This is a genomic window from Chitinophaga sp. W3I9 (assembly GCF_050434025.1).
Classification (GTDB): Bacteria; Bacteroidota; Bacteroidia; order Chitinophagales; family Chitinophagaceae; genus Chitinophaga.
Map to the genome: position 1 here is coordinate 3,884,823 of NZ_JBNPWC010000001.1, position 23,232 is coordinate 3,908,054.

The 23,232-nt window shown below is 44.6% G+C and carries 9 protein-coding genes; 7 read left to right on the top strand and 2 right to left on the bottom strand.

The window, feature by feature from the left end:
• Nucleotides 1–325 precede the first annotated feature (325 nt).
• Both QFZ51_RS16025 and QFZ51_RS16030 read left to right on the top strand, forming a co-directional pair.
• Nucleotides 326–3,616: a SusC/RagA family TonB-linked outer membrane protein gene (locus QFZ51_RS16025; RefSeq protein WP_429047142.1), complete on the top strand. Its 3,291-nt coding sequence runs from the start codon at nt 326–328 to the stop codon at nt 3,614–3,616.
• 32 nt (nt 3,617–3,648) lie between these two features.
• Nucleotides 3,649–5,571, top strand: coding sequence for a RagB/SusD family nutrient uptake outer membrane protein (locus QFZ51_RS16030; RefSeq protein ID WP_429047144.1), 1,923 nt, complete (start codon nt 3,649–3,651; stop codon nt 5,569–5,571).
• A gap of 81 nt (nt 5,572–5,652) precedes the next feature.
• Here the strand turns inward: QFZ51_RS16030 and QFZ51_RS16035 are convergent, their stop codons facing one another.
• Both QFZ51_RS16035 and QFZ51_RS16040 read right to left on the bottom strand, forming a co-directional pair.
• Nucleotides 5,653–6,417 (bottom strand): response regulator transcription factor, encoded by a 765-nt coding sequence (locus QFZ51_RS16035; protein WP_429047146.1) that lies wholly within the window; start codon nt 6,415–6,417, stop codon nt 5,653–5,655.
• A 1-nt stretch (nt 6,418) separates the two neighbouring features.
• A complete protein-coding gene (locus tag QFZ51_RS16040) occupies nt 6,419–9,637 on the bottom strand; it encodes a ligand-binding sensor domain-containing protein (protein WP_429047147.1) in 3,219 nt (1,072 codons plus the stop codon).
• Nucleotides 9,638–9,840: 203 nt separating this feature from the next.
• On the opposite strand from QFZ51_RS16040, the gene QFZ51_RS16045 reads away from it, so the two are divergent.
• From QFZ51_RS16045 to QFZ51_RS16065, 5 genes are all read left to right on the top strand, one after another.
• Nucleotides 9,841–10,281: a (2Fe-2S)-binding protein gene (locus QFZ51_RS16045; protein ID WP_429047148.1), complete on the top strand. Its 441-nt coding sequence runs from the start codon at nt 9,841–9,843 to the stop codon at nt 10,279–10,281.
• An 18-nt stretch (nt 10,282–10,299) separates the two neighbouring features.
• The gene (locus tag QFZ51_RS16050; RefSeq protein ID WP_429047149.1) at nt 10,300–12,393 is read left to right on the top strand and encodes a molybdopterin cofactor-binding domain-containing protein; all 2,094 of its coding nucleotides are present in this window, start codon (nt 10,300–10,302) and stop codon (nt 12,391–12,393) included.
• 298 nt (nt 12,394–12,691) lie between these two features.
• Nucleotides 12,692–14,101: a hypothetical protein gene (locus QFZ51_RS16055; protein WP_429047150.1), complete on the top strand. Its 1,410-nt coding sequence runs from the start codon at nt 12,692–12,694 to the stop codon at nt 14,099–14,101.
• Nucleotides 14,102–14,120: 19 nt separating this feature from the next.
• Nucleotides 14,121–17,324 (top strand): hypothetical protein, encoded by a 3,204-nt coding sequence (locus tag QFZ51_RS16060; RefSeq protein ID WP_429047152.1) that lies wholly within the window; start codon nt 14,121–14,123, stop codon nt 17,322–17,324.
• Between the two features lie 19 nt (nt 17,325–17,343).
• The gene (locus QFZ51_RS16065) at nt 17,344–23,232 is read left to right on the top strand and encodes a DUF6443 domain-containing protein (RefSeq protein WP_429047153.1); all 5,889 of its coding nucleotides are present in this window, start codon (nt 17,344–17,346) and stop codon (nt 23,230–23,232) included.

Sequence of the window (23,232 nt, forward strand, 5' to 3'; positions counted from 1 at the left end):
TTTTCTATGCTTCCTTACTTTGGAATGATTCGACAAAAAGTTGAATAAAACGTATCAAAAAAGAATTTTTACTTCGCGTTACAGTATTAATATTAATAATTATCCACAAATATGTGTGTCCACTTATGAATTGGCCAGGAGTCGCGCCGGTGAATATTCCACGTATCTCAAAGAATGAAAACTTTCAAAGAACTACGTGCCTTGGCGGCGTATGTATATTATTCTATTAATCTTTTTAACGATTGTGGCTATTAAAACAACCATGGGTCTCTATAACCCAATACAGCATTATAAATTTCACCGCGATAACGACTAACTGATCATTATGGAGAAAAATTATACAGCAACCGGGAAAAGCAATGCCTCTTCTTTGTGTAAGATGTTCTTATTGCCTGGATTATTCTGGGCTTTATTGTTTCTGCTGTTTCCCTTTTGTGCCCATGCACAACATCAAAGTATAACCGGCAGGGTTACTGACTCTCTCGGTCATGGAATAGCTGATGTTACAATCGCCGCTAAGGGAACAACCGTGATTGCAAAAACAGATGTATCGGGTAATTTTAGCATTCAGGCTGCCAAAGGAGTGCCCCTGAGAGCATCACACGTAAGTTATGTCAGCAGAGAGGTGATACCGGATGGAAAGCCTTTGATTATTATACTGCAACAAGCTACCAATGACCTGAACAATGTGGTGGTGATTGGTTATGGTACTATGAAGAAAAAAGATCTTACCGGGGCAATAACTTCTATCCGCCCAAATAAGATTGCAGACGAGAATCCTAAAACAGTTCAGGATATCATACGCGGAACACCTGGTGTGAGTGTAGGTTTCGATGCCTCTGCAAAAGGAGGAGGTACCATACGAATCCGCGGACAGCGTTCCGTTTATACGGATGGCGGACATAATGATCCTTTGCTGATACTGGATGGTATGATTTTTTATGGAGAATTGTCTGAAATTAATCCCGATGATATTGATCAGATTGATATCCTTAAAGATGCATCAGCTGCTGCAATTTATGGAGCGAAATCAGCTAACGGGGTTCTTATCATCACTACAAAAAAAGGGAAAAAGGGGAAGCCGACTGTTAATCTGACAACCAATTTCGGGCTTTCTGATATGGCCGCAAACAGGAAGGTTTTTGGCCCCGACGGTTATATGAAATACCGGCAGGACTGGTACATGGCTGGTACCTACGGCATCAATTCAGCAACAGGAGCCTATGAACCTTATATATCAGAAACGGCAACAGCGGGGAAGCTGGGATACTATGAAATGCCTACCGATGAAACGCTGAAGAAATACGGTATCACTATCGACGAATGGAGAGCCTATTCAACAAATACAGGTAACGCACCTGATAACGAAATCCGGGCTAAACGGTTAGGTCTTCAATATACAACATTGGATAACTATCTGAAAGGTAAAACCTTCGATTGGTATGACCATAGTTTCCGTACTGGTTTTAACCAGGATTATAACCTCAGCGTATCCGGCGCCAGTGATAAAATAAATTATTATTTGTCTGCAGGTTATTTGTCTAACCAGGGAGTGGTTGTGGGTGATAATTACAGGGCAGTACGCTCCAACTTAAAAGTGGACGGAAAGGTCACCGATTGGCTGGATATTAGCGCCAATGTTAATTTTCAGGACCGGTCCGACGGAAATATTGCGGTTAACTGGGGATCACAGATTATTAATAACAGCCCTTTTGCATCTTATAAAGATGAGGATGGAAACCTGGAAGTACATCCTATGGGCGATGAAATGACTGCCAGTAAAGGATATAATTTTGATTTCAATAAACAGTATATGAAATTGGAAAGAGGCTATACTGTTCTGAATACCATTCTTTCTGCCAAAGTAAAACTGCCCTTTAATATCAAGTACTCTTTTAATGTTTCTCCCAGGTATCAGTGGTATTATAACCGCTATTTTGAATCCTCGGAGCATCCCGACTGGCTGCCAATTAATCATGGTGTTGACCGGAACTGGGGAAAGCGTTTCGACTGGTCTTTGAATAATACGATCAGCTGGGAAGAAACTTTTGCCCAAAAACATAAGGTAAATATAACCCTGGTTCAGGAAGCAGAAGAACGGCGGTATTGGAGCGATGCTATTAATGCACGTAATATTTTACCAAGTGATGCCTTGGGATTCCACGAAACTTCTACCGGCGATCCGCTTAACAGCAGTTTTAATACGGACGATTCTCATGAAACTGCTGATGGTATGCTTGCGCGTGTGTTTTATTCGTATGATGACCGTTATATGCTGACAGCCTCTGTGCGCCGTGATGGCTATTCTGCTTTCGGCACTTCGAATCCAAGGGCTACTTTTTTTTCGGCAGCTTTGGCCTGGACATTTACTAATGAAAAATTCTTTCAATGGAGTCCATTGAGCAATGGTAAATTGCGCTTGTCTTATGGACAAAATGGAAACAGGTCGCTTGCCAATCCCTATATAGCATTGGCAAACCTTGCAAACGGCGCAACCACTCAGGGATACGTAGATGCCAGCGGTAATTATATCCAGTATTACTATTTAAGAATTGACCGTATGGCAAACCCCAATTTGCAATGGGAAAAAACTACTGCATATAATATCGGACTGGATCTCGCTTTTTTAAATAACCGGATCTCCGGTACGCTCGATTATTATTACATGCCCACCACCAATATGATCATGAGCCAATCGTTACCGGATTTTTCAGGATTTACGAGTATCACCACCAACCTAGGGGAAGTACAAAACAAAGGTTTCGAGATTTCGGTCAACACACAAAATATAAGAACGCCTGACTTTACCTGGAATACTACAGTGGGGTTTTCGAAATATAAAAATACGATTAAGCATCTTTATTACCGGTACGAGGATGTGTTAGATGCCAATGGAAATGTAGTGACCTCAAAAGAATCTGATGATATATCCAACGGATGGTTTATCGGACAACCGGCCAGTGCCATCTGGAACTACCGTGTAACGGGAATATGGCAGGTGGATGAGGTTACAGAAGCGGCTAAGTACGGCCAGCGCCCCGGCGATCCTAAAGTAGCTAACAATTACACGGCAGATGATATTAAAAACGCCGATGGAACTACAACGGCGGTTTATAATAATAAGGATAAGGAATTCCTGGGCCAGACTACACCGCCTACTATGTGGTCGTTGCGAAATGATTTTACCTATAAAAACTTCAACTTCTCATTCAATATCTATTCTTATTGGGGCAGTAAAAGCTTAAGTACTTCTTACCTGAACCAGGATAATAGTGTTTCGTTGGTTACATACAATGCCAATACCTATCAAAAACAATATTGGACGCTTGATAATCCGAGTGATTTTTTTGGGCGGCTGGATGCGAGAGGTCCTTCCGGAGTTGCTGCCCCCAGCAGAGTATTCGATCGTTCTTTTATCAGGCTTGATAATGTAACAATTGGCTATACAATGCCCCGCAAACTTATTTCACGGGCAGCCATTGAAAACCTGAAACTATATGCAACCGTTCGCAATGTAGCTGTTTGGAGAAAGGACAAAAACTGGGACTACTGGGATATAGAAACTGGTGACATTGCACCGAGAATTTACACGCTTGGATTAAACGTGACATTCTAAACTTTTACGCAGGGGAAATAAAAAAACCAAAAATGAAAAATAACTATATAAGAAAAATTTTCTTCCTGGTGATGGCATCAACAATGATTGCCGCCTGTAGTAAGAAATATCTTAAACCGGATCCTTTATCTTTTTATGAGCCCGAAACTACTTTCTCTACCAAGTCGGGACTGGATGCTGCAATAGGGATGTGTGACAAACATCTGCGGAGCTATTGGAGCTACATCACGACCAGGGATATTTCGGTGCCCATTAATACCGAGTATATGTTGTCAGACATGGCGGTAGCTGGTAAAACAGATGATGGAAGTATCTTTGCGGATGTGGCTACACGCCTTACTCCAACAGATGGTATGTACACTAATGATGTGAACATGTTGAGCTATTTCTGGGGGGAAACTTATAATGGTATCAAGTATGCCAATACAATCACCTCGTTTATTGATAAAGTTCCCGGCCTGGATGAAGCTACAAAACGTGAATATATTGGCAGGGCTTACTTTCACAGATCTTTTCGTTATCTCGCCCTGTGCTTTCAGTTTAACAATGTTCCGCTGATAACCCAAATCCCTTCTTCTCCCAAGCAAAACTATAAAAGCACCAGTCGTGAAGCTATTTTGGAAATGATCACCAAAAATATGGAAGATGCCGTGCAATGGGTACCTGATCAGTCCAGTATGTCATATATAGGCATGATTAATAAAGGCGCCTGCCGCCAGTTATTGATCAAATGCTACCTGGCTACCGGTCAGTGGGACAAGGCAATTGCACAAGCTGATTCTTTAATTAATAATTCAGGTTATTCCTTAATGACAAACACATTTGGTACGTTTGAAAGCCCACTGGAAGGCACCTGGCATATTACGCGGAACGTGATATGGGACCTGCACCGCCCTGTGAACAAATGTATCCTGACAAATAAAGAAGCCATTCTTGCTATGCCCAACCGTGATAATACAGATGCCGCAATAAAAATGCGCACCATGCGGAATTGGGGGCCGATGTGGAATATCTCTACCTTAGTGTCGCCTGCTGGGAAATTTATGCAGTGCTACGCTTCATCAAGCAGCTCCTACCGGGCCAACCTCGATTATAACTCGGCTGTAGGGCGTGGTATTGCAATGATTAGCCCTACCTATTTTGCACAACACGATCTTTGGAACGTAAACGGGATTAATGATGCCGGAGACCTGCGACACAACAGCAGCGTGGGCAATTGGGCAAGAATGGATTCCCTGAAATACAATGATCCTTCAGACGCATTGTATTTCGGTAAAAACCTGCGGCTTTACAATGGCAATAAACTTTTATGTACCGATACGGTGCGTAGCTGGTTCGATTGGCCGCATTACAAAGTTTTCGTAAACGATCCTGATCATATTGGCAATGCTGCAAGTAATAACAATAAGGGTGGGGCGGCAGACTGGTATTGCTATCGCCTTGCGGAAACCTATCTGCTCCGTGCCGAGGCCCAATTTTATAAAGGGAATATTGGCGCAGCTACAGCAGACGTAAATATTGTAAGACAAAGAGCAAAATGCCAGCAGTTATACACTACTGTTACTATTGGTGATATTGCCAATGAACGTGCCCGGGAATTATGGATGGAAGAGTGGCGGCACATGGAGCTAAGCCGTATGTCATATAGCCTGGCCTTAAGCGGTAAAGCAGATGAATGGGGGAATACCTATAATGTGAATACCCTTTCAGAAAACAGTTATTGGTATCAGCGCATACAGCATTACAGCAATTATTACAACAAAAACAAAGTAACTGTAAAGGGCAGATCCTATACCATAGCGCCACATAATATCTATTGGCCCATTCCTCAATCGGCGATCGACGCAAATTTGTATGGAAAACTCCGCCAAAACCCCGGTTATAACGGTTATGGACAGGGCGTGGAGATGTGGACGAAATGGGAAGATGCCGTTAATGATGAAAACAAAGATTAAGAAGAGAGGTACGGTCACGGTCACCTCCCAGGACAATGGAAATACTTGTACGCCTTCCCAATGAAGGCGTACAAGGCTTGCTTACTCTCTTGGCAATGAATCAAAGTATTCGAGTGGCGACATTTTGAAATACTTCTGAAAATTACGACTGAATAGACTTTGCGAGCTGTAACCTATCATCTTTGAAATTTCATAAAATGAAAACTCATTTTTAGCAATTAAATCGGCGGCTTTTTTAAGACGGGTGATGTCGATGAGTTCTTTTGGAGATAGCGAGGACAAGGATTTGATCTTGCGATATAAGGTGGTGCGGCTCATGAACATGTGTGCGGCAAGCATGTCAATATCAATATTGGGGTCTTCAATATTTGTTTTGATATATTCATCCAGTTTCTTTAGAAAGGCTTCATCTGTTTTTGAATGCGCCATTACCCTTACATCCTCAAAAGGCGAACTGGCAAAATGATCCTTTATCTTACGGCGGTTTTTAAGCAGGTTGGCAATCTGTACCTGCAGCAATTCTGATGAGAATGGCTTCTGTATATAGGCGTCTGCGCCTACCTCCAGTCCTTCGATGTGAGCCTTATACGTATTTTTAGACGTTAATAAAATGATGGGGATATGGCAGTATTCAACATTGGATTTAATGAGCCTGCACAACTCAAATCCGTCAATTCCCGGCATCATAATGTCTGATATGATGAGGTGAATAATTTCTTTGTCCAAAATGGTTTGTGCAATTTCTCCATTGGCGGCAAGATGTAACTGGTAAGCATCTCTCAAAACCATAGATAAGAATTCCAGGATATCTTCATTATCGTCAATAATAAGAATATTTTCGGTCATACTATTTTATCTTTTTCCAACTGCTTAATTGAAATTCAAATTTTTGATGTATGGGCAGTTGCAGTTCAAATATAATTAAGTCAGTTTCGCCGGAAATCAATCGCAGCGATCCGTTGTGCAACTCTGTGAGCGATTTTGCAAGCGACAGCCCGATACCGGTGCCCGGCTTATTATTTCCACGTACTCTTACAAAGGGTTCAAATATCTGGTCTTTAAACTCTTCTGGTATGCCTTTGCCATCGTTGTGAAAGCTAATCTTAAAATATTCGTCGGAATCGCTTACCGTGTTTATATTAACAGTGGCCCTGGTGGCTGCATACTTAATAGCATTTGATAGTATGTTGGTGCATATTTTAATGAGCGCCTCTCTGTCTACAAAAGCCGTAAGGTGTTTTTCCGGTAATGCGATATCCAGTTCAATATTGTTGGCGGCAGCCTGTGTTTTAAAGCCCGCTACCAGATCGGTTATCAGCCCGGCAATATCTGTTTTTACAAAATTCAGGCTGAACTGGTCCGCCTCCGTTTTTCTAAAGTCGAGTAGTTGACTGGCCAGCTCTATCAGGCGCCGGGTATTTTTTTCAGCTATGGCGAGCGTTTTCTTAACATCTGGGTCTTTATCAAATTTTTTGCTCAACCATTCTATGGGGCCCGCTATCAGTGTAAGCGGCGTTTGTATTTCATGGGTAATATTGGTGAAAAATTCTATTTTGGCCTGGTAAATTTCTTTTTCCTTTTCATGTTCAAACAACTGTAGCTTTCGCAAATTTTTACGCTCCAGGTATTGACGATATAGGCGGTCCGTGATGAATATTATAACGCCTAAAAGCAGCAGGTATACAATATAAGCGAAGTTGCTTTTCCAGAAAGGTGGAAGGATTTTGATGAACAGCCGCCGTTCCTTGCCCGTCCAGCTTCCGGTGTTGCTTTCAGCCTGGACAATAAATTCATAAGTGCCATGGGTAAGATCGGTAAAGTACGCTTTGCGGTTAGTATTGAGATAGGTCCAGGGCTGGTCAATGCCTTTCATAAGATATTTATACCGTGTTGCTTCAGGCGAGGAAAAGTTCAACGCCGCAAATTCAATACTAAAATTGTTCTGATCATATTTCAATATAACGGTGTCTGTGTATAAAACAGACTGGGAGAGGGGGCTGTTATGCCCGCCAGGTATTGCTTCTTTGTTATTAATTTGGAAACCTATGATATAGGTAGGCGGGCTTGGCTCTCTTTGGTTAAATAAAACCGGGTCAAAACCAATCATACCCTTAACAGAGCCAAAGTACATTTTACCATCGGTATGTTTATACGCTGAGTTGTAGTTGAATTGGTCCGTTATCAGCCCGTTGGCTTGTGTGTACACTTTTACCTGTTCTGTATGCAGGTCAAAACAAATAAGACCTTTGGATGAGCTGATCCACAAATGTTTTGAATTGTCTTCCAGGATACTGTATAATACATTGCCTGGCAGCCCGTTTGCGGTTGTATATCTTTTGATGGTTTTCCGGTCGGGGCTTAGTTTTATAAGCCCACTGCCGGTTGTGGCAAACCATAAAGCATGGTTGCTGTCTTCAAAAATATTGTACACGGGGAATTCGTTGATGGTCTTTCCCTTAGTGGTATCACCAAAATGTAAATTCCCGCGGCGGCCGGTTTTAGGATTATAATAAAATGCGCCTTCCTTTACACTGCCTGTCCAGATATTTCCTTCTGAGTCTTCAAATATATCATAAACATAAGTGTTGTATGGTATCTGGCTGATGCGCTTAAATGTTTTGTGTTGTGGGTCATACTCAAATAGTCCTGCATTACGATATGCAGTACCCACCAGTAGTTTATTGTTTTTTGTGCGGTAGATTGAAATTACAAAATCACTTACCGGGCCGTTCCTGTCACCAATAAGTTTAAACCGGTCTGTAACCAAACCTCTACGCATATCCATTATTTCCATGCCCTGTAAAAAAGGGCCGATAAATAACTCGTTCCCCCAGGATAGCAGGCCATGTATATTGGAGTAAGAGATGCTTCCTTTTTTGCCTGTGGCTGTATAGTTTGTAAATATGCCCGTTTTTAAATTCAATTTGTTAATACCTGCATCTTCGGTACCCACCCATAAGTGGCCGCTGCTGTCAGCACATATCTCTCTTACCGCATTTCCTGAAATAGCATTAGCACCCGGTAGCGGATAATATTTTTCAAATCGTGCATTGACCTTCGAATAGTAATTTAACCCGCCAAAAAAAGTACCGGCCCACATACCACCCTGGTTGTCCCTGCATACTGCATAAACAGCATTGTCTGCCAGGGCATAGGGGTCGCCTGGCCGTTTTCTCAGGCTTATGCTCTTGTTGGTGGCTAAGTCGTAAATGTAAATTCCTGATTCAGTAGCTATCCAGTATTGCCCGTCATTACCCGTCGCAATATCGCGGACAAATATGTCTTTGTTTTTATCGGCATCCAGTGATAAAGATTTAACGATGCCTGTTTGGGTATGATAGCTTTTTAATCCCTGTTTAAAGCAACCTATCAACAGTTCGTTATTATTGATAGGGTATATTTTGCTGATAGACCGGGCATTTGCAGGAGCACTTTTATCAACGATCCTTATCTTTATGCCAGGCTTTGTTTTCGGGTTGTAAATATGAATATTACCGTCATTATCTCCCATCCATAAATTCATATTTGAATCCAGTGCAATACAGGATGCTCTTGTTTTTAAATCCTCTACCCGGTTCTCTGCCTGTATGTATTTGTATAGAGAAAACTGGATGAGAAACCAAAGATTATTATCCTTGTCTATTACAAGATTATTGGTATATTCTTTCGGGACCGTTTCCAGTTCAGTGAGTACTTCTTTGTACGGGTTATATTTAAAAATGCCTTTGCCGGTGGCTATCCAGATCATCCTGTTTTTATCCTCAGCGATAGAATTGATAACATCATTTCCCAGGCTGCCGAATTTATCGTTATTGTTTTTGTAGGCTTTAAAAGAATACCCGTCAAAACGGTTCAAACCACCACGGGTCCCCACCCATATCAACCCTTTACTATCCTGTATTACAGCGGTCACTGCATTGTGCACCAGCCCGTCATCCACCTGGTAGTGCTTAAAATAATATTGCCCATAACATGGAGAAATGGTGACCGGTAAGAATAAATTCAGCAAAACAATATAACCGAGGAATTTCATAATACTGAATTCAAATATAAATAATGATATCAAAATACTATGGGTTTTAAAATAAAATTGTATCACTTGATTGCGGTGCATGCTATATTTGGTACGATTCGTCAAAACATTGAACAATCCGGCGAGGAGTATGGCAAGCCCTGGAATGATAGTTAGAAAATAGGTATAATACCTAATTTTGATTAAGTTTAGTTATAGAATAAAAATGGTTTTCCCGTCATTCTAAATCATCTCTTATGAAAATCAATGTAAATGGCACAGATTATACCCTGAACGTGCCGGCTAACACCAGCCTTCTTGATGCCTTAAGAGTAAATTTAAATCTCACCGGTAGTAAATACGGCTGCGGAGAAGGCGCCTGTGGGGCATGCAAAGTGCTGATAGACGGTCATGCCACACCTTCTTGTATTACCCCCGTAGCAAGCGTGGAAAATAAAATTGTTATCACCATAGAAGGATTGGAAAAAGACGGTCAGCTGCATCCTATACAGCAGGCGTTCCTGGATGAAGACGCCTTCCAATGCGCCTATTGCAGCTCCGGCATGATCATTTCAGCGGTTGCCTTAAAAGCAAGAAATCCAACACCCACCAGGCAGGAGATCATAGAAGCAATGCAGGGAAATATTTGTCGCTGCTGTGTTTATCCACGTATTATAAATGCCATCAGCAAGGCTTAACGTTCAAAACCCAAGGTTATGAAAAATTCAGGCACAAGGCAAACTCCTGTGGAAGGAATCAACAGACGGAATTTTCTGAAACTGCTGGGCGGCGGTATTGCGGTTGCCCTTACCTATTCTGATCTGAACGCATTATCGAAGCATACAGCTTTCGTTCCTCCCGGCGATGACGCTATCGCCGCCTGGGTGCACATCCTGGAAAACGGAACAGTAACCGTTTACACCGGCAAAGTGGAAGTAGGACAAAACATTCGTACTTCCTTATCGCAGGTGGTGGCAGAAGAGTTGTCTGTTCCCGTGACCAGCATTGAAATGATCATGGGCGATACCCTTCTTACCCCTTACGACCGGGGTACATATGGCAGTCTCACTACACCTACTATGGGACCGAAGTTGCGGAAAGCGGCCGCCTCGTTAAAAGAGGTGCTCACGGATATGGCTGCGAAACAATGGAACGTCGCCCAACAAACGGTGACTGTTAAAAACGGCCAGGTTAGCCATGCCGCATCCGGTAAAACCGCGAGCTTCGGCGATCTCACCAAAGGGAAGAAAATGCTTTTAGCCGTAAACGACCAGGTGCAGCTCACTCCTGCTGAAAAATGGACCGTAGCCGGTACACCCGTGGCAAAGGTTAATGCGAAAAGCTTCGTTTCAGGAAAGCATCAATATGTATCAGATATGGTGATGCCAGGCATGGTGTATGGGAAAATGCTCCGTGCGCCGTCTTATGGCGCATCCCTGGTTGCTGCTGATGTAGAAAAGGCAAAGATCTCTCCAGGTGTAAATGTTGTTAAAGAAGATAACTTCATTGGCGTAACTGCCCCTGATCCCCAGACAGCCACTAATGCTTTGGCCCGAATAGAGGCCCGCTGGAAAACTACCCCGCAGCCTTCCAGGGCGGAAATTTTCACTTATCTTAAAACGCACGCACAAGACAAGGAAAGAAAAGCTGGGGAGGCCGTTGATAAAGCCTTTGGGGCAGCCCCGGTGCAGGTACAACAACATTTTGAGGTGCAATATATTGCCCATGTGCCATTGGAGCCGAGGGCGGCGCTGGCGGTGTGGGAAAATGGGAAGCTGAGCGTATGGACCGGCACGCAACGGCCTTTTGGTGTGCAGGAAGAACTGGCGGAAGTATTTTCCATTCCGAAAGATCATATCCGTGTAATGATGCCGGATACCGGCTCCGCCTATGGCGGAAAACATAGCGGGGAAGCTGCGGTGGAAGCGGCGCGCCTTTCCAGGGCCGTAGGTAAACCGGTAAAAGTAGTGTGGACCCGTGAAGAAGAATTCAAATGGGCTTATTTCAGACCGGCCGGACTCGTAGAAGTTGTTGCCGGCGCCAGCAACGAAGGACTTTTGGCATCCTGGGAGTTTCATAATTACAACTCCGGCGGTGCGGGTATTGAAGTCCCTTATGAAGTGGCACACAAGCACATCCAATACCATCCATCTGATACGCCATTGAAACAAGGCTCTTACAGGGGTCTTGCTGCCACGGCCAACGTCTTTTCCATAGAAAGCGTAATGGACGACCTGGCCCGGCAATTAAAACAGGATCCATTCCGGTTCCGGCTTAATAATTTAAAAGATGAACGATTAAAACAAGTGTTACTGGCCGCAGCATCCAAATTTGGCTGGACAAGGCAAAAGGAAGCTGGTCGTGGTTACGGTATGGCGTGTGGATTTGTAAAAAACGCCTATGTAGGAACCTGCGCGGAAGTAGCCTATAATAAATCCAACGGGCAGTTGCAGTTGCTCCGTCTTGTGGTGGCTTTTGAGTGTGGCGCCATTGTGAATCCCATGCACCTGGAAAATCAGGTGATGGGTTGTGTGTTGCAGGGACTTGGTGGCGCTTTATTTGAAGCCGTGGACTTTAAGGATGGCCGCATTTTAAACCCATCGCTTTCCAGCTACCGGGTGCCCAGGTTTGGAGATATTCCGGAACTGGACATCGTGCTTGTTGACAGAAAGGACATTCCATCTGCAGGAGCGGGTGAAGCTCCGATTGTTGGTGTTGCGCCTGCCATCCGTAACGCGATTGCGGATGTTACCGGTGTTAAGCTGAATACGCTGCCATTACTGCCGCATGGAATGACATTAAAAACCTGAAAATAATCACAGGCATTGAATATCCACTATCATTGTCAACAGAGAACTCCTCTTTTTGAATTAGATCAAAAAATAATTTTATTTTTAAAGAATATAATATTTATATTTGATCGTGTACTAAGAGTTGTTATGAGAATCATTTAATGTTAGTTATCCGACCCGACAGATAGACCAAATCTAATTAGTTTCCCAGAGTAGCATATTAATCAACAGAGGAGAGCCCTTTATCGCATTTTTTTTTACGTCACTACAATAACCCGTTCCCGTGAAATCTTCAGTTTTCATGATTGGATGCTGCATGCTTATGTGTATCCAGTCATTCGCTCAATCTGACAGTTTAGCCTATAAAGAGAAAAAGTCCCTGTTAGCTGATGAATGGCTTGTTAAATTAAATGGTACCACCTCCCAAACGCAGGACAAATTACTGCTGGCAACGAAAAGGAGCCTGCAAAAGCTCCGGATGCAGGAAGATAGATTATTGAATAAAGTAAAGAAGAAAGACACTTTATTAAATAATGGATCGCTGTTATCAACAGCAGCCTTTTATGACGGACTGCAGAAAAGGGTAAGTTCCGGGATGCAACTACCTGCACAGGCTTTCTCTGACGTATACAGCAGCAAACTGGATTCTCTGAAAACTGCTATGAAATTTCTTTCCCGGCAAAAGTTACTGCAATCGGTACAGGGGCAGAAACAGTACCAGCAATTGCTTTCCCAATATAATGAACTGCAGCAAAAATTTAATGAAACCAATGATATCAGCCGGCTATTAATGGAGAGACAGCAGCAGTTATTGGATAAAATAGGAGAACTGGGACGCTATAAGGGATTTCGGAAAATGCAGGAACAGATAGCAGGTTACCGTTCAAAAATAAGTGCCTGCAAAGAGATATGGGAGAACCCTTCCAAGCTAGAAAGCAAGATCACCGGCCTGTTAGCAGGTAATCCGGATTTCCGTACTTTCTTCAACAGTAACTCAGACCTGGGCAGTATCTTTCAGCTGGGGAGTAGCCAGGGTAATGCTGCAAACGCCGCTAATCTGCAAACAAGGGATGCGCTCAATCAAATTATAGCGCAAAGTACCGGTTCGGCCAGTAATGTACAATCAAGGATACAGGAAAGCCTTCCATCCGGCGCTGGCCAGGTGGACGGTATGTTATCAGATCTGCAGAAACTGACAGATCTCAAAAAAGAGGATCCTGGTTTGACAGGCGTCCATGCTGGCTTTAAGCGCAGGAAATCTTTCCGTGAAAGGTTAGAATACTCCACCAATATACAAACTGTACGTGCTGACAACTTCTTTCCGGCAACGACAGACCTTGGCCTTTCTGTTGGCTACCGGTTTAATGAACGTAGCACAGCCGGTTTGGGATCGAGTGGGAAGATCGGCTGGGGAAAAGGATTTCAGGATATCAATATTACAGGGCAGGGCTTATCGCTGCGCACATTCACAGATATAAAACTTAAAGGAAGCATCTGGATTTCAGGAGGCTGGGAATTTAATTACCAGCAGCCGTTTCATATGCTGCGGAGTTTGCGGCAGGTGTCTGACTGGAAACAGAGCGCCTTGCTTGGATTAACTAAAAAACTAAATATTGGGTCCGGACTATTTAAGAGCTATGAAATAAAGCTGCTTTATGATTTTCTGTACAGATACCGGGCACCTGTCACCACGCCATTTAAATTCAGAGTAGGTTACTGTTTATAGAACCCATTATTCTTATGCTATGAAATTACTATCAAGAAGCCTTTGCCAGGCCCTCTTCCTTTGTACCTTTTTTCAAATCACGCTGATAGCCCAATCATTAAAATCTTATGTTCCTCCCGGACCGAATGCTGCCAGCCTTGGGATCTATGGACAAGTGCCGGTCAGTGAGTATAGCGGCGTGCCAGAAATAAGTATACCGCTTCACACCATCAGTACCGGAGACTTTAATATGCCGGTTTCAATAACTTACCACGGGAGAGGATTCAGGACTTCTGATGAGGCGTCCTGGGTTGGCCTGGGTTGGGCATTGAACATCGGTGGGGTGATCACCAGATCCAAACGTCAGCTGGATGATTTTTCCCAATGGGGGTATTTCAGGAAGAATACTTTCCCTCCTGGTTTTCCTAATTTATGTCATGAGGATATAGATCAGGAGCCTGACATGTTCTATTATAACTTCAACGGTTATACGGGGAAGTTTGTGCTGGACGTCGGAACAGGCGGACAACCGTTTATAGTCCGCTCTTTTACGCAGGAGAATATACGTTTTGAATACGATATGCTTAATTCTGCCTGGAATCTTACGACCGATGACGGTGTGAAATATGTATTTTCCAAAACTGAAATGACTACGGAACGTACAGTTAGCCCATCAGCCGATGGGCCTGATAAGGATAAATCAGAAACCTACATTTCCAGTTGGTATATCTCCTCCATCATTTTACCGGATAACTCCAGGATAAACTATACCTATCAAACACCGCTGAATACTAAAGTATTAAGGGCAACTTCTTCATCGGTCAAATCGTCGCTGGTATCTATATATCCGCCCGAGCTGGGCAGCGGTTGCTGCGCGCCGGGATCGGTTGAACCAGGAACGTTTTACAGCTACTCAAACACCAGTATTTTGTCAGATGATGTGGTATTGACCCAGGTAGATTATCCGACAGGAAAGATAGTGCTCAATACCAGTAACAGAACCGACCTACGGGTGGGACCAGGGTTACCCCCGGGTAAAAAACTGGACAAGATCGATATTTACATGAAGGTTTCCGGGGCAGACGTTTATCTGAAATCTTTTCAGATGGGTTATGATTACTTCAGCTCCGGCAGTACTGCTCCTCCGGCTATTTCTACCCGCCTGCGGCTACGGAGCATTAATGAAAAAACGCAGACAGCTGCATTTAAACCCTACTCATTTTATTATATCAGCGACTATGTGGATGATAAATCTTCCCACGGAGGATTTATGGGAAGCAACGGTATTATACAGTCTATCGTTTATCCTACAGGTGGCAGTACCCATTTCGAGTTCGAACCAAATGAAGCCGGTAGCCTCATGCCTGGCCCGAAAGGATTACGCATCCGGCAAATCTATGCCCTGGACCCGGCCAATAAACTGGATGTCCGAAATTTTGAGTATACCGGCGGCAAACTCATGGGAGATGAATATGAATTCTTCTCCACAGATCTGACTACGTCTGTTATCGTACCAGCCGGCTCCTGTTGTTCCTACCAGAGTACTGTTTACGGATCTGTGCGGCGCAAACTCGTTGTTTCAGCTAACTATTCAACCATGAGTGAAACGGTGAATGGTGCTATGCTCGGATATGATAAAGTGGTTACATATTTTGGTGAGAATGGGCAGAATGGCAAAAGGGAGGCTTACTTCGAAAATGTTGTCCCTCCGCCCACCAATTATTATTCGGGAATATTTCCTGTTCCGGTGCCCCTGAATATATCAGCCAGAAACGGAAATCTGAATGACGAATATACGTATAGTAAGGTAAATGGCGCCTATGTACTGCTGAACCGCGTTCATAACGAATATTCCTCCGCTAATGCCAAAGTGATGCATGTAAGGCGTTTTGCTTATGACAAGTGTGAAGATTTTCCTTATGATATAACTACGGAGTGGATCCGGCCAAGTCTTCAAACGGTATATCACTATGATCAGAATGGTACTAATCCGGTGATCAGTACCACCCAATACTATTATGATCAGACGGGCAATTGTCTCCCGACACGGATTGTCAGTACCGATAGCAAGAACAATACGATCCAAACAACCAATCACTATGTGCAGGAAAAAGCATCCCTGTTGGGTGGCGTTTATGCCACTATGCTAAGCAGGAACATGATAGGTGCGGTGATCGATGAAGATTATCTCAAGGATAATGTTTTGCTGACAAAAAAAAGCAGGACGTATAAAGACTGGCTCAATAACGGGAAAGTAATCAAACCATATGAGGAATTTATTCAGAAAGGACCTCTTGGGAGCCTTCAACTCGAAATGAGATATAACGGTTACCTGGAGAATGGAAAGGTGGCGTCCTTCTCTAAAAATGGAGGGAAACCTGTTTCCTACATATGGGGATATGACGATACTTATCCCATTGCAGAAGTTAACAATGCGCCACTGCAGCCTGTCAATGAAATGATACCCAGGAGCCAGGCGGTAGGCCAGTTTCTGGACCTGAGCGCATCGCCGGCATCAGTTAGCTTTACCCCCTTCAAAACCAATGTCGGTCAACCCGTAACCTATACTGTTAAAGTAATAATGGAAGGTACCAATCCGAGTGGGATGATTACCGTAAACCTGCGAAGCAGTAACGGAACGGTTCATACCGGTACTTATTACAGCGCCAATACCTATACCGAAACCGCGCAGTTACCTGAAGGAACTGACTCTTATTATTTTTCGGTGAACTGGACCGGTGTAACGGCGACCACTACCAGGGTGGATATCAAGATTAATTATAACGAAGCCCGTATTCATAGAAGCATTTTCCACACCAGCTTTGAAGACCTCACCACAGGTTTTCAGAACGAAGGCAAAACAGGTAGCAAAAGCGTTACCGGTCCCTTTAATGTACCGATGCCCTGGACATTGGGGAAATATATACTATCGTGGTGGGAGAAAACTGCCGGCAGCAGCGGCGCATGGGTATACAAGGAACAACCTGTCTCTATCACCACTACCAATGCGGCTGATTATACGATCGGCAGTAGTACGGTTTTACTGGATGAAGTACGGCTATACCCTGCTGATGCACTGATGCGGACTTATACTTATAAACCGGGTGTTGGCATGTTGACCAAGTGTGATGAAAGAAATGTCGTTACTTATTATGAGTATGATGATTTGCTGAGATTGAAAATAATCAGGGACGAAGACCGGAATATCCAGAAGACAGTCGACTACAACTATAAAAACTATTAACTCATTTAACGACACTGGTATGAAACGATTTTTCCATCACAGGTTCGTAGTCAGGGTGCTGCTAATAATCTGTTACTCCCTTTTTTCTTTAAAAGGCTTTTCACAATTTACTATATCCGGCCCTACCTGTGTAATATCCGGTTCCTCCAATAATTATGCGATAGCGGGCGACTGGTCGGTTACGACCAATATGTTATGGTGCTCAGACAATGGGATCATTACGGGCAGTAACGGAACCTGCCGGTCCGGCACACCATTACCTTCTATCCAGATCACCTGGGGGAATCCCGGAACAGCTACGGTGACTTGCCAGTTAAGTGGTAGAAATGCGAGTCTTACAGTAACGGTCGTATCACCGTTTGTACCGGGTAATATTACGTCGGCTACCACACAACAGATCGCCTACAATACTATGCCGGCTACGATCAGCTGTGCACCTGGTAAAGGCGGTACCTGTAATCCTTCGTTTGCTTATCAGTGGCAATCTTCTTCAGATAACACTAACTGGACGGATGTCGGCGGCGCTACCGGGGTTAATTTGTCCTTCTCCGCTGCACTTACAAATACCACTTCCTACAGGAGGAGAACCATTTCAGGAAGTACGGAAGGATACTCTAATGTGGCTACTGTTTATGTTACGGCTCCACTGGCAGCTGGCAGTATAGGGCCGGCCTCACAAAACATTGTGTACTACCAGGCCCCCGCCACCATTACGGGACCTGCTGCATCAGGTGGGGATTGCAGCGGTAACTATGTTTACCAGTGGCAGTCCAGTACGAACGGAACTAATTTCACCGATATCAGCGGCGCCAATGGCCTGTCCCTGGTATTTCAGTGGACGTCGGACCTTACTGTCAACACCTATTTCAGAAGAAGGGTAACCTGCGGTAGCACAATAGGGTTTACCAATAACGCTTTGGTGAAAGTATTTCCGTATTTATCTGCCGGTTCTCTTCAGGCAACAAATACACAGGTCCTCTATAACACCAGCCCGGGTATCATACAGGGAACACCTTCCACAGGAGGAAGCTGTGACGGCGCTTACGTGTATAAATGGATCAGGAGTCCGGATGATACTTATTTTGAAGTGATCAATGGCGCCACAGGCGAGAGTTATACCCCTGGCCCGCTGACTGCCACCACCTTTTTTTATCGTCAGACAATCTGCGGTACCGACGTAGTGAGTGCAAATACAGTGAAGATTGTCGTTGCGCCTGCATTGCAGGGTGGCAGTATATCAGCGCCGGTATTAAATATACCCGGCGGAACGCCTGCCGGTAATATCTCCGGTACTACCGCCGGCGGAGGAAACTGTAATGGTGCTTATAGTTACCAGTGGCAGTCTTCCCCCAATGCGTCAACATTTACCAATATTACAGGCGCTACTACAATAAATTTTGATCCTGGCATACTCACTGCCACTACTTCTTACAGGCGTGTGGTAAGTTGTGCGACTGAAACATCTCTGAGCAATGTAGTAACTATTGTGGTGCAGCAGGCTCCCCCTGATGCGCTTAATATGAACTATATCCGCACCCGTAGCTTCTTCAAACCCCTTATTGTGGATAAGGCGGTGGCAGATGCCCAGGCAAGTCCTGAAGACGTGCAGCAGGTAACCGAATACTTTGATGGCCTGGGCAGGTTGATCCAGAAAGTGTCTAAACAGCAGAGCGGCAGCGCAGCTCCGGCTGATCTGGTACAACCGCTGGAATACGATGCATATGGCAGGGAGAGCAACAAGTATATGCCGTATGTATCGGCCGGCTCTGATGGCAACTATAAAATCAATCCGCTCACGGAACAACAGAGCTTTAATGCGGCCCAGTTTCCCGGGGAATCCGCATTCCTGGAAAAAATGAGCTATGAAGCATCTCCGCTTAACAGGATTATTAAAACTACGGCGCCGGGCGCCAGTTGGTCTGGCAGTAACAGGGGGGTCGGTGTACAATTTCTCACCAATACTGCCGCCGATGAAGTCAGGATCTGGAATATAAATACAGATGGTACTTATACTTCGCCTAATGCCTATCCCGGTGGTACACTTTATAAATCCGTTACGACCAATGAGAACGGAAAACAGGTAGTGGAGTACATTGATAAAAACAATAACCTGGTACTGAAAAAAGTGCAGCTGGCGGATGCTCCGGGTGTAAATCACACAGGATGGTTATGTACTTATTATGTTTATGATGATTACAAAAACCTGGTAATGGTTATGCAGCCTGCCGGGGTGGAGTTACTGATCAGGAATGCCACCTGGAATCCCGCCGCTGTAGCAAATCTGATTACACAGTATTGTTTTGAGTATACTTACGATGTACAGGGAAGAACAATTTCCAAAAGGACACCGGGCGCCACCCCGGTATTCACGGTGTATGACCAGTGGGGACGGGTGGTATTAACGCAGAGCGGGGAATTGCGGAAGACCAACAAATGGATCTTTACCAAGTATGATGGCCTGGACAGGGTGGTGATGACGGGCTTTTACTCGGACGCTACCCATATTGGTTTAGCACAGATGAAAAGCTTTGTGGACGCCAGTACCGCCACACTTAGCCGTGCAGAAAAAAGAGATGTTGGTACCGCACATGGTTATACTACCAGTCTCAGTTTTCCGTCAGTTTTAAATCCGCCTTTTCTTACAGCCAGCTATTATGATGACTACGACTGGTGCAGCACACAGGGTATCAGTTCAATAAAGAATAACAGCTACGACAGCAAGTTGCCGGCTGCTTCCAATACGGTTTACCCTTATCCGCAGTCCATTGCACAGGGCACGCAAACAAGAGGTTTATCTACTGGTGTGAAAAACCTGATACTGGACGATGGGAATACCGCTGTGTTGAGTGTGAATTTCTATAATTCCAGGCAACAACTGGTTCAGTCGCAGACCAAACAGCAAACGGGTGGGACAGATATCATTACTACCCAATATGATTTTGCAGGAAGGATAAATGCAAGTTATCTCAAACAGGAGAAAGCGGGCGCTAATGCCCAGGTTCATGAAGTGCTCACCCGTAATACGTACAATCATGTGGGGTTACTGAGCGTGCGTAAGAAAATATCTTCCACACTGGCAGCCGACAAACCGGAACAGTCGATCGTTACTTACGAATACAATAAACTGGGTGAACCGTTGCGCAAGAAGCTGGGCGCTAACAACGGAACCCTGGAAACAGTTGACTATACCTATAATGTAAGGGGGTGGGTAAGCGGTATCAACGGCGACTATGTAAAAGGTAATGGTGTCCACTATTTTGGTATGGTGATCGGATATGATAAAACCGATGCGGGTATCCCAGGTACGGCTTACCAGGCAGCCAGGTTCAATGGCAGTATTGGCGGAGTGGTATGGAAAAGCAAAGGAGACGGGATACTCCGTAAGTATGACTACCTCTATGATAACCTGGACCGGCTCAATAAGGCCGATTTTACCCAGAATCAGGACAATAGCGGATGGTCTGCTGCCGGTGTTGATTTTAGCGTATATGGGGCGCCTGAACACGGTAATAAGATCGGGTACGACGCAAACGGTAACCTGCTGAGTCTTTTCCAGAACGGACTAAAGCTGGGAACTTCCGCGCCGCTGGATAAAATGCGCTATACCTATACTGCCGGCGGAACCAGTAACCAGTTACTGGCGGTAACAGAGGATGCGTCCATCGGTCTTACCAACAATAAGCTGGGTGATTTCACAGATATCAACCGTAGCAACGATGATTATTCTTATAACGCTAATGGCAACCTGCTAACGGATAAGAATAAACGAATCAGCAGTATCGTTTATAATCACCTGAACCTTCCCCGGATTATCACGTTGCTTAAAAGTGACGGAACATCCAAAGGCACCATAGAGTATATCTATGATGCCTCGGGAAACAAGCTGACAAAGAAGATAAATGAAACCGGCAAGCCGGTGAAGGTTTTCCAGTATCTGGACAATGCGGTATATGAAGATGACCAGCTGAAATACTTCCAGCATGAAGAAGGCCGTATCCGTTTCACGAAAGGTATAGGCAGCAACCCTGGCAGGTATGATTTTGACTACCTCCTAAAAGACTACCTGGGCAATGTCAGGATGGTACTGACAGAGGAGGTACAGACGGATGCTTATCCTGCATTATCCTTTGAAGGAGCGTCGGGTAGTCCTGAAGTCATAACACAGGATAATAATTATGAGAATCGCAATGGTAACAGCATCGCTGTTGCCGGTAGCCGGACAACATGGCCTTCGGCTTATAAAGCCAATAACCCGGTAGCTCCGGGCACGGTCAATGATTACGGTATGCTTGTAAAAAAGAGCGCCGGTGCCATAGGCGGGGCTAAGCTGCTGAAGGTCATGAGTGGTGACAGGTTGCATGTAAAGGTAGACTACTGGTATGATGTACCCAATGCTAATAATACCGGCGCGAACGGTGCGCAAAGTATTGTTGCCAGCCTGTTGAATGCCCTTACCGCCAGTGCTGTGCCTTCTGAACTCATCAAGGGTAATGTATCAGCTATTACCGGAGGACTCTCCGGCAATGCTGACCTGGCCAATCTCCTGAATACCAGCCCTGCCACCAGCGGTACCAACCAGGCGCCGAAAGCATACCTGAACGTTATATTCTTTAATGAACAGCTGCAGTTTGATAAGGTAAACAGCAAAGTTTTCCCGGTAGGTTATATCAGCAACAAAGTTAAACAGACGATTGATAAATCCCTGTCCAATGCCATTAATGTAAATAAGAACGGATATGCCTATATCTATTACAGTAATGAGACGGAGGAAGAGGTATACTTTGACAATTTCCAGGTAACGCAGCAACGCAGTGCGATCCTGGAGGAAACGCATTACTATCCTTTTGGAGGGAGGCTGGAAGGTATCTGCAGTAAGGCATTTGGTAAGCAGCCTAACGATTTTCAGTTTGGTGGTAAGGAGTTGCAAAGCCGTGAGTTTAGTGACGGGGAAGGGCTGCAGTGGCTGGATTTTGAGGCACGCATGTATGACCCGCAGATTGGCAGATGGTTTACCCCGGATCCCCGGGCAGATGAAATGAGGAGGTGGTCGCCTTATAACTACGCTTTTGATAACCCAATCAGGTTCATTGATCCGGACGGGATGTCGCCTGTTGATGGCCCGGGGCCACGTAACAGAATGAGTCAAATGGTGGCCAATTATATAGCGAGGGGATTGAACGTCCCGGGGCGGGACAAGGGCGATCATGGTGTGGATCCGAAGCTGCAGGCTTACTTTAACTTTATGATGGATAAAGCCATCCCTGCAAGTAGGCCTTTTGTAAAAGCAGTAGATTTTGCGCAGGAGATTGTGGAAGGATTTGTACCTTTCGTTGACGCCGCTAAAGAGTTTAAAAAAGGAAACTATATTACTGGCGTATTATACGCAGCCACCGACCTGGCGGGAGAATCCTTGTTTAAAGGGGCTGCCAAGGGTGTCGCGAAGGTGACGATGAAGGTAGCGGAGAAAGTCCTGGTAAAGGAAATTTCCGGGCAGGCTGTGAAGCTGGCAGAAAAAGCTACTGTACGGGTGGTCGTAAACGGAAATGAACATTTAATTCCAAAGGGCCTGACCAATACAGAACTGATACAGTTTGGCGCCGACGAGGCAGAAAGAATGGTAGGCGGGACAGGAAGATTCGCGGGGACGGAGAAACACTCTTATGTGACTACACTTCTGGATCAGTTTGAGCGTATTGACGGATCAAGGGGTTTCCGGTATAGAGAGTATTTTAATGATGGCAGGGCGGGATTCCTGGATTTATGGGACCCGCAAAATAATATGATATACGATTTTAAATTTGGGTATCCGGATAAAACACCGGCTATGTTGAATAATTCCCCCCAAATGATAAGATACCGTAATGAATTTACGGGCTCATCATCAACAATTATTAAACCAAATAAGTAA

Bases quoted from the DNA above. Each gene is read 5' to 3' on its own strand.
- QFZ51_RS16025 (WP_429047142.1), top strand. From the start codon at position 326: ATGGAGAAAAATTATACAGCAACCGGGAAAAGCAATGCCTCTTCTTTG.
- QFZ51_RS16030 (WP_429047144.1), top strand. From the start codon at position 3,649: ATGAAAAATAACTATATAAGAAAAATTTTCTTCCTGGTGATGGCATCA.
- QFZ51_RS16035 (WP_429047146.1), bottom strand. From the start codon at position 6,417: ATGACCGAAAATATTCTTATTATTGACGATAATGAAGATATCCTGGAA.
- QFZ51_RS16045 (WP_429047148.1), top strand. From the start codon at position 9,841: ATGAAAATCAATGTAAATGGCACAGATTATACCCTGAACGTGCCGGCT.
- QFZ51_RS16050 (WP_429047149.1), top strand. From the start codon at position 10,300: ATGAAAAATTCAGGCACAAGGCAAACTCCTGTGGAAGGAATCAACAGA.
- QFZ51_RS16055 (WP_429047150.1), top strand. From the start codon at position 12,692: ATGCTTATGTGTATCCAGTCATTCGCTCAATCTGACAGTTTAGCCTAT.
- QFZ51_RS16060 (WP_429047152.1), top strand. From the start codon at position 14,121: ATGAAATTACTATCAAGAAGCCTTTGCCAGGCCCTCTTCCTTTGTACC.
- QFZ51_RS16065 (WP_429047153.1), top strand. From the start codon at position 17,344: ATGAAACGATTTTTCCATCACAGGTTCGTAGTCAGGGTGCTGCTAATA.